The following is a 15,242-nucleotide window of genomic DNA, read 5'->3' as shown; positions in this document are numbered from 1 at the left end:
GCGTCCCCGGGGGCCTCGTGAGCGGCCTCCCGGGGCATGGCCACGGCCGTGCCCCGGGCCTGCGGCAGCCGCCGCCGTCCGGGGGACCCGCCCCCTGACGAGCGGACGAAACCTCCCGGGCCGCCACGTCCCCCGTACGGCGGCACCCGCAACCCGTACGGGTGCCCCAACACGCCCTCGGCTGGCCTAGAGACGCACCCCGCGTTGCCCTGAAGGCATGACACCCATACGCATCAAGCGCACCGCGCCCGTACGAACCACCCGCACCCGAATAGCCGCGGCCACGGCCGCCTCGGCCGCCGCCCTCACCCTGGGCGCGGCCACCGCCGCCGTGACCGACAACGGCGACGAGCACCCCGAGGCGGGCCCGCTGGCCATCGCCTCTGCGGCCGTGGCGACCACGGCGGCCGCCGGCGGCGTCCTGCTGATGCGGCGCAGGGGACGGCGGACCGGTTCGGAGCAGACGGCCGCACTGCCGGCCGCGGCCGCGCAGACCGACCCGGGCCCCCTGGAGCCGGAGCCGTCACGTCCGCACCGCAGGACTACGCGGCGAGGTCCCGCTCCTGTGCCCCCGGCCGCCCAGTAGCGTCCCCGGCCCCATCGGCGTCCGGGCCGCCCGCGTCGCGCGGCCCCGGAACCCCGGCGTCCGACCCGGTGGACGCCGTGCTCTCCGCGGAGCCCTGCGCACGGATCAGCCATCCGCCCCGCGCGGTACGCCCGACGGCCCGTGCGACCGGGGTGAGCGCCGCCGTCGCGAGCGGGGACAGCAGAAGCGCGACCGCCGTGCCGAGCGCGAAGCCGCCGACCACGTCGGTCGGGTAGTGGACGCCCATGTACACCCGGCAGAACCCTTCGAGAAGAGCGAGCCCGATCCCCACGAGCCCGAACGTCCGGTTCGCGACGAAGAGACCGACGCCCATGGCCATCGCGAGCGTCGCATGGTCGGAGACGAACGAGTAGTCGCTCTTGCCCGCAACCAGTACGTCGAGCCCCTGGTGGTCGACGAACGGCCGTGGGCGGCCGACGAATCCGCGGATGGGGACGTTCACCAGCACGCCGATGGCGGCGGCGAGGGGCGCCCAGACGATGGCGGCGGCCGACGACGCGGCGTCGTCGAGGGAGCCGGCCCGGCGCCGCTGCGTCCACCAGCACCACAGGACGAGGAGCACCAGGGCGAGCAGCAGGCCGTACTCGCCGACGAACGCCATGCCCCGGTCGAGCCAGCCGGGAGATTCCTTGGCCAGGCCATTGATGTCGTACAGCAGGTCGACGTCGAGGTCAGGCCCGGATGCGGCGAGTCCAGCCATCGTGGTGCGGCCCCTTCGTCTTCTCTCGCGCGGCGCGCGCCGCGTACGCGCGCCTCTCCGTCAACCCCCGTGGTCGTAGATCCGCTTCAGCAAGAGGAACGCACGGTCCCCTTCCCTACGTTCCACTCTCCACCGAATGATCACGCAGACGTTATCGAAGAGAGACACATCACTGCAGCTCAGGGGGCAGCTCTCACAGAGCGTAACGAAAATTTTCGGCCACGGCAGTTCCGTCCGGCTTCCGCCGCGGTACCCCGCCTCACACCTGCGAAGGCGACGCGGCCTCCAGCGCCTTCGCTCCGTCCTCCGTGACCCGTGTGGCGCCGAAGTAGTCCGGTGTGTCGACCGGGTCGAACCGGATCACGGCACCCGTCCGGGGTGCGTCGATCATGTACCCGCCGCCGACGTAGATCCCCACGTGCCGGATCGCCCGGGAGTTGCTGAGGTCGTCGGAGAAGAAGACGAGGTCTCCCGGAAGCAGTTCGTCCCGTTTGGGGTGCGGCCCGGCGTTGTACTGGTCGTTGGCGACCCGGGGCAGCTCCACGCCCACACTCCGGTAGGCAGCCTTGGTCAGCCCCGAACAGTCGAACCGCCCGCCCTGGTCGGGCGTCCCGTCCCCGCCCCACAGGTACTCGGTCCCGAGCTTGTTCTGCGCGTAGTAGATCGCCCCGGCGGCCTGCCGCGAGGGCGACAGCCTGCCGAGGGGGCGCGCGAAGCTCTTCTCGAGCGTGCGGATCGTCTTGACGTAGCCCTGGGTCTCCCGGATCGCCGGTACGCCGCCCGCCTTGATGACCCGGTAGGCGCCGGCGTTGTACGCGGCCAGCATGTTGTCCGTGACGTCGCCCGGCACGTCCTTCACATATTTGGCGAGTTCGCAGTCGTAGGAGGCCGCGGACGGAATGGCGTCGGCGGGGTTCCAGATGTCCCGCTTGCCGTCACCGTTGCCGTCGATGCCGTGCGTGGCCCAGGTGCTGGGGATGAACTGTGCGATGCCCTGGGCCTGTGCGTGGCTCTCCGCGTGGGCGTCCCAGCCGCTCTCCTGGTACAGCTGGGCGGCGAGCAGCGCGGGGTTGAGGGCCCTGCACAGGTTGCCCCACTTCTGCACGACGGGCTGGTACGCCGCCGGTACGGCGCCCTTGGCCAGCCCGACGGACTGTCCCCCGACACCGTTGGTGAGGTTCCCGGCCACGATGAAGGTGCCGACCACGAGGAGGCCGACGAAGCTCAGACACAGAGCGACCGCGACGCCGCTTGCCACCCAGACCTTCCGCACCCTCCAACTCTCCCCCATCGCAGCCCTGTTTATGAGCCTTTCGCCGAGCTGACGTGTCGCGTCGGCTACTTGGCGGTGAACCCGTAGCAGGCGATGCTCGCGTACTCCTTCGGACCCTTGACGTGCAGGAAGAGGACCGTCCAGTCGCCGGGGTCGTTCCCGACGGGTATGGCGGTGCCGTACTTCTTCCCCCGCACGATCTTCTCGAAGTCGTCGGGGTACGTCAGGTCGACGAACCCGGTGGAGCCGCTCCGGTAGCGCGCGTACAGGTCGACCGGGCGGCTCGTGTAGCCGAGGTCGAGGTTCTGCTGGAGCCCGCCCTGGTACGGCTTGCCGGTGTCCGGGTCGATCTCGTGCGGAGGTTTGACGGCCACCGCCACGTCGTACCGCTCGCCCGGCTTCGGCGCCGCGTACTTCAGCCGGAGCGAGATCTTGCCCTTGCCGGACGTGTACGGGTCGTAGGAATCGGCCTCGGACACGGAGAACTGGAACTGCTCGCTTCGCTCTTCGGCGGGCAGCCCGCAGGAGCCCTCGCCGTGCGTGGAGCCCGTCTGCGCTGTCCAGTAGTCCCGCGACGGGTTGGTCTGCTCGATGTACTCCGGTGGCTGCGGCGCCGTACCGCCGCCGCCCTTCCCCGCACCATGGGCGGACGCGGAGGGCGTCACGCCGGGGCTCGACCGCTGCCTGTCGCCGGGCGTGGACGCCGCGCTCGGCCGCTTCCCGTCGTCGTCCTTCATCAGCACGACGGCGGTCGTGGCCGCTCCGACTCCCAGCACGAGCCCCGCCGCGACCGCCCACACCCACCGCGCGGAACGGCCGCGCGCCGTCGCGACCGTCTGGGTCGGCGTGTAGGGCACCGCCGTGGGGAGGTCGTGCGGGCCCGGGGGCTGGGCCGGTGTCGCCACGGCCTCGGGGCCCGTCGGCGTCGGCGTCGGCGTCGGCGTCGGCGTCTGCGTCTGCGTCGGCGTCGGCGTCGGCGTCGGCGTCGGCGTCGGCGTCGGCGTCGGGATGCTCGCCCCGCCGATCCCCGCGAGCTGCCGGTAGAAGTCGTCCTCGACCAGCGCCGACCGCACCGCACAACGCTCGATCACCGTCGCGAGCGCGGGCCTGTCCTTCGCCTGCTTGGCGACGCAGGCCTCGATGAGGGACGCCAGCCCCGGTTCGACACCGGCCAGGTCGACCGGTTCGTGGACCGCCCGGTAGCTGACGCCCGACGGGTCGCCCGACCCGAAGGGCGGACGTCCCGTCGCCGCGTACGCAAGGGTGGCGCCCAGCGCGAACACATCGGCCGCGGGCCCCACCTCATTGCGTATCAGCACTTCGGGCGCGATGAAGCCGGGAGTGCCCGCGGCCATGCCGGTCTCGGTCAGCGCCGTGTGCCCGACGCCCCGCGCGATCCCGAAGTCGATGAGCTGGGGCCCCTGCCCCGACAGAATCACGTTCTGCGGCTTCAAGTCCCGGTGGGTGACACCGTGCTCGTGCACCGCCGCGAGACCTTCGGCCAGGGCCGCGAACAGCCCGCGGCAGGTCTCCGCCGGCAACGGCCCGCGCTCGGCCACCGCCCGACCGAGGGTCGGCCCCGAGACGTACTCCGTCGCGAACCAGTACGGCGGCGCGTCGAGGGAGGCGTCGATGAGGTTCGCCGTGTACGCGCTGCGTACGGCGCGTGCGGTCTCCACCTCGCGCCGGAAGCGGGCGAGGGCGTCCGGGTGATCCGTGATCTCTTCTTTGATCACCTTGATCGCCACGAGCCGGCCACCGGGGGAGCGGCCGAGGTACACCTGCCCCATGCCACCGGCTCCGAGCCTGGAGAGGAGCGAATAGGCGCCGATCCGCGCGGGGTCATGGGGTTTCAGCACGTCCACCGGACCGACCCTGTCATACCGAACGGCCCGTCACACCTGGGATGCCCGATCCGTGATCACTTCAACAGCCCGCCGTTGCGCACCATGCCGTGCCCGGGACACCACTTCGGGCAGGCGGCCGCCCACGGACCGACGCAGCACGCAACGTAGAGCGCGGAGTTCGGACCACCGCCCTGCCCGGGTGCCGCCGATGGTCGACCCGACCGGCGATGCCAACGCCGGGCGGCACCCCTCCGACAGCCGATTGAACCGGATCAAGGACTGACATGTCATTCATGATTGAGTTTCCGCAACGATTCGCCGAATCTTCGGAGTCTCACATTGCCGTCGGCGAGATCACCTTGGGCAGACATCAGGAAACCTTCCAAGCAGATCTGAGCCATTGGGAACGTGGGCACTATGAATCCAGCTGGCGCGAGAACGTCGGCCGAATCCTGGATGGGCATGAACGTGCCGCGCTCATCAGCTCGATCACCGATCCGGCAACGGCCAACTTCATCTTCTGGTGGCCGATGTACAGGACTGCAGAGGGCGTGACAATCCAGAACCAGATGCTCCTCCTGGAGGAGCTCGAAGAACCCTTTGATCCAACCCGCCCCTGGGATTTCGTCACCCGTCACGAGAACGTGGACGAGGATGGCGAGCGAGTCTCCGAGTGGACGCTTCCCCTCCAGGCCCTGAGTAACTACCTCGCACATCCGTGAACGGGTCGAATGGAGGGAGCGGGCAATGCCCAAAAGCAATGCACAGACTGCAGTCGGCGCGACCTGAATCATCACCGTAGTCAAGAGAAGGGACGCAGTGTGCGCACGCATCATCCTGCTGATCCCACCCGTGGGGAAGTAGCCGCCCACTGGCTCGGGTTGATCGCGGAGGGCGAGAGCCGAGAAGACGTGCACTCTTGGGCCAGCCAATGGGTAGGTGTCGCAGAGACTCACGTGGGAGATCCCATGGTCGGCTCGGCTCTTCTTCACTTGCATGGCTTCTCCATGACCGATGCCCATCCCCAAGGGTGCCAGTACGTTCACTCCGGCGAAGATATCGCCGCCGCCTTTGACAGATGGCGCAGCGACTGTGCAAGATTCGACGCGAACCCTGCCGAGTTCATGCAAGAACGGCGTGCAGCCATTCGCGCCTACCTCGATGAGGAGAAGCGGAAGCAGAGTTGAAAACATCCGAGGAGAGTGACGGAACGCCCCCTCCGGCATGCGGATGAGGAACTCAGGCTTACCGCCGGGCTCGCAGACCGGCGTTCGGCAAAACCAAGTCGAGCCAGATCTTCCACTCTGGTTCCAGGAGTAAAAGGTGTCTACCGCCCGCGTCTTCCCTGGATTTCGACGTCGATGAAGTGACACCAGGAGGTAGGACGATGGGCCGTCTTCGGGACATCCGGACCCGTTACCGGGAGTGGCGCACCGGCACCAAGTACCCGGAGAGCGGGGTCACTCCGCTCCCCACGACGGAGATCCGGGCCAGGCTGCTCGCGCTCAACGGGACGGGCGTGCCCTTCCACGTGCGCGAGGCATTCGCCGCGGAGAAGGCCGACCTGGTGGCGCAGTGGCGGATCGTGCTGCCCAATACGGACGACTCCCTCCCCGGCGGCCGCCTCGAGCGCACCATGAAGACCCGGATACGACTGGTCCCCGCCGAGCGCGAGGCACTCGTCCTCGACGAGGTGAAGGAAGTGGCGCTGGTCGGGAACCCTCCGAGGCACGGTGCGTCGCGCCAGTGGAGTCGGGGACCTTACGTCAACCAGCAGTGGACGTACGAGCGGGGTCCGGACGGCCGTCGGCACAAGGTGGTCCTGTTCGACTCGCGGGACATGCGCGATCCCCTGCGGACCACGGTCCTCGGCGCCGGATGGACCTGGCGGGGAGTGTTCCGGCTCTGACGCACGCGTCGGTCCACGACCTGACGGCGGAACGGCGCCGGGGGTTCCCGTGATGTTCGACGCCGTACCGGGGCGTTCCCGCGGTGCACCGCACATGCGATCATCGGCATGACCCGTCAGGGGACGCCCCCCTGCGTCGCCGAGGAGGTTCGGGAAATGGCCACGCCGACAGTACTGCTCCTGGTGGCAGCGGTGACCGTCGTCATCATGAAGCGCCGTCGCTACCACACCAGGAACTCGCCCCAGCGCTGAGCACATCTGACGCCCGGTCGCCGACCGCCCGGGATCGACGTCGGCGGCCGCGTACCGCGGCGGATCGTCCTGCCGCCACTCTCCGACGGCCGCGAAGAAGCACCGATGCCGGCGTCGCCGACGTGACACGCCGGCTCGCGACCGCCACCGTCTTCTTGTCGGCGCCCTGCCGTCGTCCGCGGCCACGGCACGGTCCCCGTTCCGTCGCGGACCGATCCCCCGAACGCAGGGACGAAGGTCGCGACCGGGAGCCACGCGAGCCGCCACCGTTCCAAGATCCGGGACGTCGGCCTTGCCGTCATTGCCCGAGGTCACCCCACGTGATACACAGAGTGACCATACGTTCCCTTGTATACCGTCCCGTGCACCCGCGAGGGGCCCGCGCGGACCGTCGACCGGGGATCCGTACGAAACCCGCCAAGCAATGACGTCAAGTCGACATACGTCGGCGGCATTGTCGGCGAGAATGAGCGTGACCTCTGCGCACCCGCAGGGGGTGCGGAACTACCCAACAGGGGCGGTGAGTTACATGCTTATGGCAGCCGAAAAGGGCGACATCACCACCATCATCGGCGGGATCGCCCCGGACTGGGGACCCTTCGGGAGCCTGGGCAACGAGGCGCGGGTGATGGTCGAAGTCGTGATGGCGATCGCGATCCTGCTCTGCCTCGCCATTGCGATCTGGGGCGCGGCCAAGCAGCGCATCGGCGCCACGGCACTGCGCGACACCTTCAGCGCCGAACAGGGCAAGGGCCTGATCATCGCGGGCCTGACCGGCGTCTTCATCATCGGCTCGCTCGGCACACTCTTCACCATCGTGTACGGAATGGCGGTCTAGCCCCCGCCCTCTCGGGGCGGCGCCTCGAACCGGTTCCCTCTCCACTCCCCCTATCCCACCCGTCCGTCGCGCCCACCGGCTGAGGTTGCGTTTCCCTGATGTCGAGTCACCACACCGCGCCCGCGCGGGAACCAGCACGGCTACCGTCGTACTACGCGAGTCCGGCGGTTCGGCATGACGTTGAGGGGGCGTTCGCTGTATGAGTCTCGGCGACGACCAGGGGTACGGAGGCGGCGACCTGGGCCGCGGCGCCGGTGACGACGGGTTCGGAGGAACCGGACAGACCCGCACCCGGCTCCCGGAACGCGACAGCGACGTGTACGGCGGCGCGAGGCGGACCGGACGGTCCTCCTCGCGCAGTCTCGTCACGGTCGTCGGCGTGGCGGTGCTGCTCATCGCCGCGATCGCGTTCGCGAACCGGGGCGGGAGCGAGTCGTCGTCCGACGGAGCCCCCAAGAGAGCGGCGGCCGCGCCCACGGCCGCATCGGGGAAGCAGCCGGTGAGCGGCAGCACGGACGGCATCCCGTCGGGGTTCGCACACGACCAGCAGGGGGCGCAGTCGGCGGCGGCGAACTATGCGGTGGCGCTCAGTTCAACCGAGATGTTCGACCGAGCCCGGAGACACGAGATCGTCAACGCCGTGTACGCCCCTGACGTCGCAGCCCGGCGTCAGGGAGACCTCGACAGCGTGTACTCGGGCGAGAAGTTCCTGACCAGCATCGGGTTGAACAAGGACGGCACCGCTCCGAGTGGCACGACCTTCGTGTCCCGCGTCATCCCGGTGGGAACCAAGGTCAAGAGCTTCAGCGGAGACAAGGCAACGGTCGACGTCTGGTACACCTCGCTCTTCGGTCTGGCCGGCGATGGCTCCAAGAACCCGGTGACCGAGAGCTGGTACACGACCACGCATGAGCTGCAGTGGATCGACGGCGACTGGAAAGTGACCGACTTCCAACAGAAGGACGGCCCGGTGCCCGTCGGCCGTGACCAGACGGCGTCCACCGCCGAGGACATGGCAAAGGCCGTGGAGCAGTACGGAGGGTTCACGTATGCCCGGTAGTCAGCGTCGCCGCACCCTCTCACTCGCCACCGTCGTGGTCGCAGTCCAGACGACCGTCGTGCTGGTGGCCACGAGGGCCGTCGCCGCACCCTCGCCGAAACCGAGCAACGACCCGTGCGACCTGATCCGGGGCCCCGCCAAGAACTACTGCGAACGCGGCAACAAATCCCCCGGCGGCCGGAGCAACCTCACCGACACCGACCCCACCGCCCCCCTGGACCCCCTCTCCTCCCTGGCGAAGGGCTGTGCCGAGGCCGCGTCGTGGACCGTCGACAAGCTGTCCACGGCCGTGCGCGAGACGGCGAACGTCGACTTCACGAACCAGAAGTTCCTCCAGCAGTACGCCGTGGTCTTCGCGGCGAGCACCGTGCTGACGCTGCTGCTGTGGCTGCTGGCGGTGGCCAAGCGGGCCGTCCGCGGCGTACCGCTGTCCACGGCCGTCTCGGAGGCGGTCGGGTTCCTCTGGCTGACGGTGATCGCGTCGGCGTTCACCCCGCTGATCCTCTACACCGTCGTATCGGCGACGGACGGCGTCACCGAGGTCCTCGCGAAATCGACCGGCGGCCAGACGGACGTCTTCTTCGGCTCGTTCTCCGAGGCCCTGAAGAAGGGCGAGAGCATCGGCGGCGGCCCGATCATGCTGATCGTGGTGTCCCTCGTCTCCATCCTGGCCGCGGGCGTGCTGTGGCTGGAGCTCGTCATCCGGGCCGCTCTGCTCTACGTGGGAGCGCTGCTCGGCACCGTCGTGTACGCGGGCCTCGTCGACAAGAACCTGTGGGGACACGTCCGCCGCTGGGCCGGAATCATGATCGCCGTGATCCTGGTCAAACCCGTGATCGTGATCGTGCTGGGGCTCGCCGGGGCGCTGTCGACGGGGGACGGCCCGAACGCCTTCTCGGCGGTGGTCTCCGGCCTTGCCATCATCCTGCTGGCCATCTTCGCCAGCGCGATGATCTACCGGTTCGTGCCGGGCTTCGGCGACGAGATCGCCGCCGGCCGCAACAACCGCATCATGAGCGGCGCCGAGAACAAGGCCGCCGCCGTGATCAGCTCCCCCGCCGCGCTCGTCTCCCAGGGCATCAAGACGCACAGCTCCCGGGGCCGGGCGGCCGAGAGCGGCGGCGGAGCGGCCCCGCGCCCCGCCAACCCGGTCAGCGGTGGCGTCGCCGCCCACAGCACACGCGGCCAGGCGTCAGGCGGCGGTACCGGCACGGGAGGAGGCGGCGGAACTGTCCCCTCCGCCGCACCCCCGCCGCGGAGCCCCAGCCCCGTCAACTCACCCCACGCCGGCAACACCCGCAACAGCAACCGCACCGGAGGTGAAGGGCGTTGACGACCGACTCTCATCTGTCCCACCCGGTCACGCCCCGCCGCACCTATCTCATCGGCCGGGCACGGCCGAACGCGATCGTCGGCCGGAACCGTGAGACCGGAGAGATCGCCCTGATCATCGCGGGGGCGTTCCTCGGGATGATGTGCGGCCTCCTCGTCCCGGTGCTGTCCCTGCGGATCGTGCTGCTCATGGGCTTCCCGCTGCTGGCGCTCACCGCCGTGTACGTCCCGTACAAGCGGCGCACGTTCTACAAGTGGTTCGAGATCAACCGCAGCTACCGGCGGACCGTACGACGGGGCGCCACCTACCGGTCCGGCACCGCCGAGGCCGGCACCCGGCTCGACGGGCGCGAGGTCGAGGTCGGTCCGCCGCCGGGCATCGGCCGCATCACCTGGCTCGCCGCCCCCTTCGGCCCGGACGAGATCGCCGTGCTGCTGCACGCCGACAGGCGAACCGTCACGGCAGCCATCGAGATCGAGGGACCGGGCGTCGGGCTGCGCGACTCCGAGGACCAGGAGGCGCTCGTCGACCGGTTCGGGACGCTGCTCAAGCACGTCGCCAACGGAGACGGGTTCGTCACCCGGCTGCAGATGCTCGCCCGCACGCTGCCCGCCGACCCCGACGCGCACGCCAAGGACGTCACCGTCCGCGGCGACGAAAAGGCCCCCACCTGGCTCCGGCATTCCTACGACCAGCTCCAGTCGATGGTGTCGACGAGCAGCGAGCAGCACCGCGCGTACCTCGTGGCCTGTATGCACTACACCCGCGAACTGGCCGCGGAGGCACAGGCCGTCGCCCGCGCCGCACGCCCGCAGGCGGGCCGCAAGCTCGACCGGGACGCGGGCCTCGCGGTCGTCATGGCCCGTGAGCTGACCGACATCTGCTCGCGCCTCCAGGAGGCCGACATCCGCGTACGGCAGCCTCTGGGCCAGGCCCGGCTCGCCTCCCTGGTGCACTCCATGTACGACCCGGACCATCCGATCGACCACATCCAGGCGATGTCGAGGCGCAACGCCTGGCCGGCCGAGCTGGACGCCACCGAGCCGACCTACCTCCAGGCCAAGACGAGGGAGTCGTCCACCCGCGCTCCCTGGTGCCACGCCACCGCCTGGGTCAAGGAGTGGCCGATGACTCCCGTGGGCGTGAACTTCCTCGCCCCGCTGCTCGTCCACACCCCGGACGTCATCCGCACCGTGGCCGTGACCATGGACCTGGAGCCGACGGAGGTCGCCATCGAGCGCATGCTGACGGAGAAGACCAACGACGAGGCGGACGCCAGCCGCGCCGCCAAGATGAACCGCACCGTCGACCCCCGCGACATCGCCGCCCACTCGCGCCTGGACCAGCGCGGCGAGGACCTCGCCAGCGGCGCCGCCGGGGTGAACCTCGTCGGCTACATCACCGTGTCCGCCCGCTCCCCCGAGTCATTGGCCCGCGACAAGCGCACCATCAGAGCCTCGGCCGGGAAGTCGTATCTGAAGCTCGAATGGTGCGACCGGGAGCACCACCGGGCATTCGTCAACACGCTGCCGTTCGCGACCGGGATCCGTAGGTAGGGGCTGATGTGGTGATGCGGGATCCGTTGTCGGTCCTCACCGATGCCTTCACGTCCTTCCTGTTCGGGAAGGTCGAGTCGACCAGGCTGCCGGTGCGTACGTCGACGGGGCAGGCGCAGGCGGTCTATCTGCCCACGGCCGCGCCCGGCCTCGGCGACTCCGGCGTGATCATCGGGCGTGAGGTGTACTCCGGCAAGGGGTACATCTATGACCCGTTCCAGCTGTACGGACAGCAGCTGCCGGCGCCGCACTGGCTGGTGCTCGGCGAGTCGGGCAACGGCAAGTCGGCGCTGGAGAAGACGTACGTGCTGCGCCAGCTCCGCTTCCGCGACCGGCAGGTCGTCGTCCTCGACGCCCAGGGCGAGGACGGCGTCGGCGAATGGAACCTGATCGCGGAGGAGCTGGGGATAACTCCCATCCGGCTCGACCCGACCGCCGCCCTGGACCACGGCATCCGCCTCAACCCGCTGGACCCCTCGATCACGACCACGGGCCAGCTGGCGCTGCTGCGCACCATCATCGAGGTCGCGATGGGCCACGGCCTCGACGAGCGCTCCGGTTTCGCGCTGAAGGTGGCCCACGCCTACGTCAACGAGACGATCGTGGACCGGCAGCCCGTCCTCACCGACATCGTCGAGCAGCTGCGGCACCCCGAACCCGAGTCCGCGCAGGCGATGAACGTCGCCATAGACGACGTACGGGCCTGGGGCCTGGACGTCGCGCTCGTCCTGGACCGCCTCGTCGACGGCGACCTGCGGGGCATGTTCGACGGCCCGACGACGGTCGGTATCGACCTCGACGCCCCGCTCATCGTCTTCGACCTCTCCCACATCGACCGCAACTCCATCGCCATGCCGATCCTGATGGCGATCGTCGGTGTGTGGCTGGAGCACACCTGGATCCGGCCGGACCGCAAGAAGCGCATCTTCCTGGTGGAAGAGGCCTGGCACATCATCAATTCGCCCTTCGTGGCCCAGCTGTTCCAGCGGCTGCTGAAGTTCGGGCGCCGGCTCGGCCTGTCCTTCGTCGCCGTCGTCCACCATCTCTCCGACGTGGTGGACGGCGCGGCCGCCAAGGAGGCGGCCGCCATCCTGAAGATGGCCTCGACCCGTACCGTCTACGCCCAGAAGGCGGACGAGGCACGGGCGACGGGACGCGTCCTCGGCCTGCCGCGCTGGGCGGTGGAGATCATCCCGACGCTGACACCGGGCATCGCGGTGTGGGACGTCAACGGCAATGTCCAGGTGGTCAAGCACCTGGTCACCGAGACGGAGCGGCCGCTCGTCTTCACCGACCGGGCCATGACCGAGTCCTCGAGCGACCTCGCGGACGACGCCCTCGCCGCCGCGGAGAGGGAGGCGGAGGAGCGCGCGGCCGCGTTCATGGAACACCAGTTGAACGACTCGTCGGAATCCACGGTGGCGTGACATGCAGGACCAGGGGCGCGGGACGGGCCACGGGCACGAGGCAGGCCACGGGTACGAGGCGGGCCCGGGACAGCGGCGCGCCGGGGGCGTCCCCGACGGGCTGCTGGTCGGCTCTCTCGCCTTCCTGCTGGGCATGACCCTGCTGGTGTGGACGTCGACGGGGCTCGGCGCGCTGTTCGCGCGGGGCTCGTGGCCGTCGGCCGTCACCTTCGCGCACACCCCGCTCGCGATGCGGCATCTCATCGGGCAGCCCCACGACCTGCCGGGAGCCTGGCCGGACACGCCGACCGAGCAGCTCTCCGGGTGGGGGCTGTTCTGGGGGCTGTTCATCGGGCAGTTGATGGTGCTGCTCGTGCTGACGCTGTTCGGCATGGGCGTGGTGGCTCGCTGGCGGGCGCGCCGGGCGGGCAGACCGCACCCGGCCCGAGCGTCCGCCTCACTCGCGCACGCGCACGGCGCGAAGCGGCCGGGGACGTACTACGAGGCACCAGGGCCCGCGGTCCCCGAGCCCGCGGCTGCGGCAGCGGCAGCGGGCACTTCGGCCGTGGGACCCACAGAGCCCACGAGTCCGGTGCCGGTGGCCGCGACGGCGGCGCACCCGGCGGAGTCCCGCCCCGGCCCGGAATCCGCATCGCCCGTCGAGGCGACCGTGGCACACGCCGAGAGCGCCGTCCCGCAACCGGCAACGTTCGACGGGGGCCCCGCGGCTCAGCCCGGCCTGCCCGCCCCGCGTACGCCCGTCGTCCTGGGCCCGCCCGCGTCCCGCCGCCCCGTCGCCGTCCAGGCCGTCCGGGACGCCGACGGTCCCGCGCTGGTCCTCACCTCCGACCCCACGGTGTGGGCGGAGACCAAGGACGCCCGCGCGAAGCTGGGCCCGGTGCTCCTCTACGACCCGTCGCATCTGTGCGACACGCCCGCGCGGATGCACTGGTCCCCCACCACGGGCTGCGAGGACAAGGCCACCGCCGGACGCAGGGCCGCCGATCTGCTGGCCCCCGTCAGACCCACCGCCAAGGTGGACTCCGCGCTGGCCGACACCGCCGAAACGCTCCTCCGCAGCTTCCTGCACGCCGCCGCCGTGGAGGGCCGCCAGTTCCGCCACGTCCACCGCTGGGCACAGGGCTCCGGTCTCCAGGAGGCAGTACGCGCGCTGCGTACGAACCCCAGGGCGGCCGCCGGGTCCGCCGGGGAGCTGGAAGCCGCACTCACCGCGCACCCCGAGCGGCGCGACATGGCCGTGGAACTCACGGCCCGCGCTCTCTCCGCCCTCTTCACCGTCCATGTGCGTGAGGCCTGCACTCCCAACCGAAATGATGCCCTTGCCTTGGATTCCTTCGTCAACGAAGGGGGCACGCTTTATGTGGTGGGTGAAGCCATCGAGGACCCCAAGTCCCGCCCGGGGGCGATGCCTTTGCTCACGGCGCTCGTTTCAAGCGTGGTCGAGCACGGCCGGCGCATGGCCGAACGGTCATCCTCCGGTCGGCTCGACCCACCACTCGCCCTGGTCCTCGACGATGTGGCGGCGGTGGCGCCGCTCCGTCAGCTCCCCGAGCTGCTGACCTCGGGGGCCGACCGGGGAATGCCGGCGCTGGCCCTGCTCCGTTCCCGCGAACAGGGCCGCGCCCGCTGGCCGCACGACGACCTGCCGGTGCCTCCGCTCTGACCAGGACGCCCCGCTGAACTCAGGACGCCACCCAGGACGTCTTGAGTTCGCGCACGAGTTCCACCTCCTGGGCGGAAGGGTCTCCGGCCACCGGGGTGGTCACTCCGCTGCGTACGAAGCCGGCCCTGCGGTAGAAGCCCTCGGCCCGGGCGTTCTTCTCATGCACATACAGCCGGACGCGGCTCACTCCCTCCAGCGAGGCGGCCCAGTCGACGGCCGCTTCGAACAGCCCGTCCGCCACGCCGCTACCGCGGTGTTCGGGGCGCACGTACACACCGACGAGGTGGCCCTGCCGCTGGTCGATACGGTCCCCGAAGACGCCCTCGGTGCCCGCCTCCTCGACCAGTACGGTGACGGAGCCCGCCCAGGTGCCGTCCGGGCCCTCGGCGACGAACTGCCGCACGGCGGAGCTGTCGGCGGCCCGGGTCGTCCGCCCCTGCCAGAACTCGTCCGGCTGGGCGGCGGCGTTCTCGTAGGTCTCCAGGAAGGCGATCGGCGCGGCCGGGTCCTGGAGCGCGGCCAGCCGGAGCTCCCTGACGGCCGGCCACTCCTCGGCACGCACGGCACGAATCACATGAGTCATCCACCGATGATCAACGCGAACCGCACCCTGTGCAAGGAGATTTCGCCCTGTCAGGGGCCCCTCGGTGATGGAGACCGGGGCCACCAGGCGATGGGCATGATGGCCCCGTAAACGCAGAAGAGCCCCAACTCCCGGACCGGATCCAGAAGTTGGGGCTCTTCTCAAAATTTGTTCGGCGGCGTCCTACTCTCCCA

The 15,242-nt window shown here is 70.1% G+C and carries 14 protein-coding genes; 10 read left to right on the top strand and 4 right to left on the bottom strand.

Annotation, left to right across the window (positions count from 1 at the left end; all coding sequences use genetic code 11):
- The first annotated feature begins 217 nt into the window (after nucleotides 1–217).
- Nucleotides 218–586 (top strand): hypothetical protein, encoded by a 369-nt coding sequence (locus ACWCP6_RS05960; RefSeq protein WP_450931132.1) that lies wholly within the window; start codon nucleotides 218–220, stop codon nucleotides 584–586.
- Here the strand turns inward: ACWCP6_RS05960 and ACWCP6_RS05955 are convergent.
- The 3 genes from ACWCP6_RS05955 to ACWCP6_RS05945 all read right to left on the bottom strand — a co-directional run bounded on the left by ACWCP6_RS05955 (nucleotide 543) and on the right by ACWCP6_RS05945 (nucleotide 4,445).
- Entirely contained in the window at nucleotides 543–1,307 is a 765-nt protein-coding gene (locus ACWCP6_RS05955; RefSeq protein WP_450931131.1) for a phosphatase PAP2 family protein, read from the bottom strand. The two genes, ACWCP6_RS05960 and ACWCP6_RS05955, sit on opposite strands and share 44 nt — an antisense overlap.
- Before the next feature lie 259 nt (nucleotides 1,308–1,566).
- Nucleotides 1,567–2,598 carry a C40 family peptidase gene (locus tag ACWCP6_RS05950; RefSeq protein WP_450931130.1) on the bottom strand — a complete coding sequence of 344 codons (1,032 nt, stop codon included), beginning with the start codon at nucleotides 2,596–2,598 and terminating at the stop codon, nucleotides 1,567–1,569.
- A gap of 47 nt (nucleotides 2,599–2,645) precedes the next feature.
- Nucleotides 2,646–4,445: a serine/threonine-protein kinase gene (locus ACWCP6_RS05945; RefSeq protein ID WP_450931129.1), complete on the bottom strand. Its 1,800-nt coding sequence runs from the start codon at nucleotides 4,443–4,445 to the stop codon at nucleotides 2,646–2,648.
- A 266-nt stretch (nucleotides 4,446–4,711) separates the two neighbouring features.
- On the opposite strand from ACWCP6_RS05945, the gene ACWCP6_RS05940 reads away from it, so the two are divergent.
- From ACWCP6_RS05940 to ACWCP6_RS05900, 9 genes are all read left to right on the top strand, one after another.
- Nucleotides 4,712–5,149 carry a hypothetical protein gene (locus ACWCP6_RS05940; protein ID WP_450931128.1) on the top strand — a complete coding sequence of 146 codons (438 nt, stop codon included), beginning with the start codon at nucleotides 4,712–4,714 and terminating at the stop codon, nucleotides 5,147–5,149.
- Nucleotides 5,150–5,395: 246 nt separating this feature from the next.
- Complete coding sequence (locus ACWCP6_RS05935) at nucleotides 5,396–5,614, top strand: hypothetical protein (protein ID WP_450931127.1); 219 nt, start codon at nucleotides 5,396–5,398, stop codon at nucleotides 5,612–5,614.
- Nucleotides 5,615–5,814: 200 nt separating this feature from the next.
- Nucleotides 5,815–6,336 (top strand): hypothetical protein, encoded by a 522-nt coding sequence (locus ACWCP6_RS05930; protein ID WP_450931126.1) that lies wholly within the window; start codon nucleotides 5,815–5,817, stop codon nucleotides 6,334–6,336.
- Between the two features lie 781 nt (nucleotides 6,337–7,117).
- Nucleotides 7,118–7,426, top strand: a complete 309-nt coding sequence (locus ACWCP6_RS05925; RefSeq protein ID WP_450931572.1) for a hypothetical protein — start codon at nucleotides 7,118–7,120, stop codon at nucleotides 7,424–7,426.
- A gap of 199 nt (nucleotides 7,427–7,625) precedes the next feature.
- On the top strand, nucleotides 7,626–8,486 hold the full coding sequence (locus ACWCP6_RS05920) for a hypothetical protein (RefSeq protein WP_450931125.1): 861 nt from the start codon (nucleotides 7,626–7,628) through the stop codon (nucleotides 8,484–8,486).
- Nucleotides 8,476–9,819, top strand: coding sequence for a hypothetical protein (locus ACWCP6_RS05915; protein ID WP_450931124.1), 1,344 nt, complete (start codon nucleotides 8,476–8,478; stop codon nucleotides 9,817–9,819). Before ACWCP6_RS05920 ends, ACWCP6_RS05915 begins: the two co-directional genes overlap by 11 nt.
- Complete coding sequence (locus tag ACWCP6_RS05910) at nucleotides 9,816–11,375, top strand: SCO6880 family protein (RefSeq protein ID WP_450931123.1); 1,560 nt, start codon at nucleotides 9,816–9,818, stop codon at nucleotides 11,373–11,375. The genes ACWCP6_RS05915 and ACWCP6_RS05910 overlap by 4 nt, the downstream gene beginning before the upstream one ends.
- Before the next feature lie 14 nt (nucleotides 11,376–11,389).
- Nucleotides 11,390–12,802: an ATP-binding protein gene (locus ACWCP6_RS05905; protein ID WP_450931122.1), complete on the top strand. Its 1,413-nt coding sequence runs from the start codon at nucleotides 11,390–11,392 to the stop codon at nucleotides 12,800–12,802.
- A gap of 1 nt (nucleotide 12,803) precedes the next feature.
- Nucleotides 12,804–14,465: a type VI secretion protein gene (locus ACWCP6_RS05900; RefSeq protein WP_450931121.1), complete on the top strand. Its 1,662-nt coding sequence runs from the start codon at nucleotides 12,804–12,806 to the stop codon at nucleotides 14,463–14,465.
- A gap of 19 nt (nucleotides 14,466–14,484) precedes the next feature.
- On the opposite strand, the gene ACWCP6_RS05895 is transcribed toward ACWCP6_RS05900, so the two are convergent.
- Nucleotides 14,485–15,048, bottom strand: coding sequence for a GNAT family N-acetyltransferase (locus tag ACWCP6_RS05895; RefSeq protein WP_450931120.1), 564 nt, complete (start codon nucleotides 15,046–15,048; stop codon nucleotides 14,485–14,487).
- Nucleotides 15,049–15,242 lie beyond the last annotated feature (194 nt).

Source organism: Streptomyces sp. NPDC002004, from assembly GCF_053593975.1.
The sequence above is the reverse complement of the archived record's forward strand: the minus strand, read 5'-3'. Positions and strand labels throughout refer to the sequence as shown.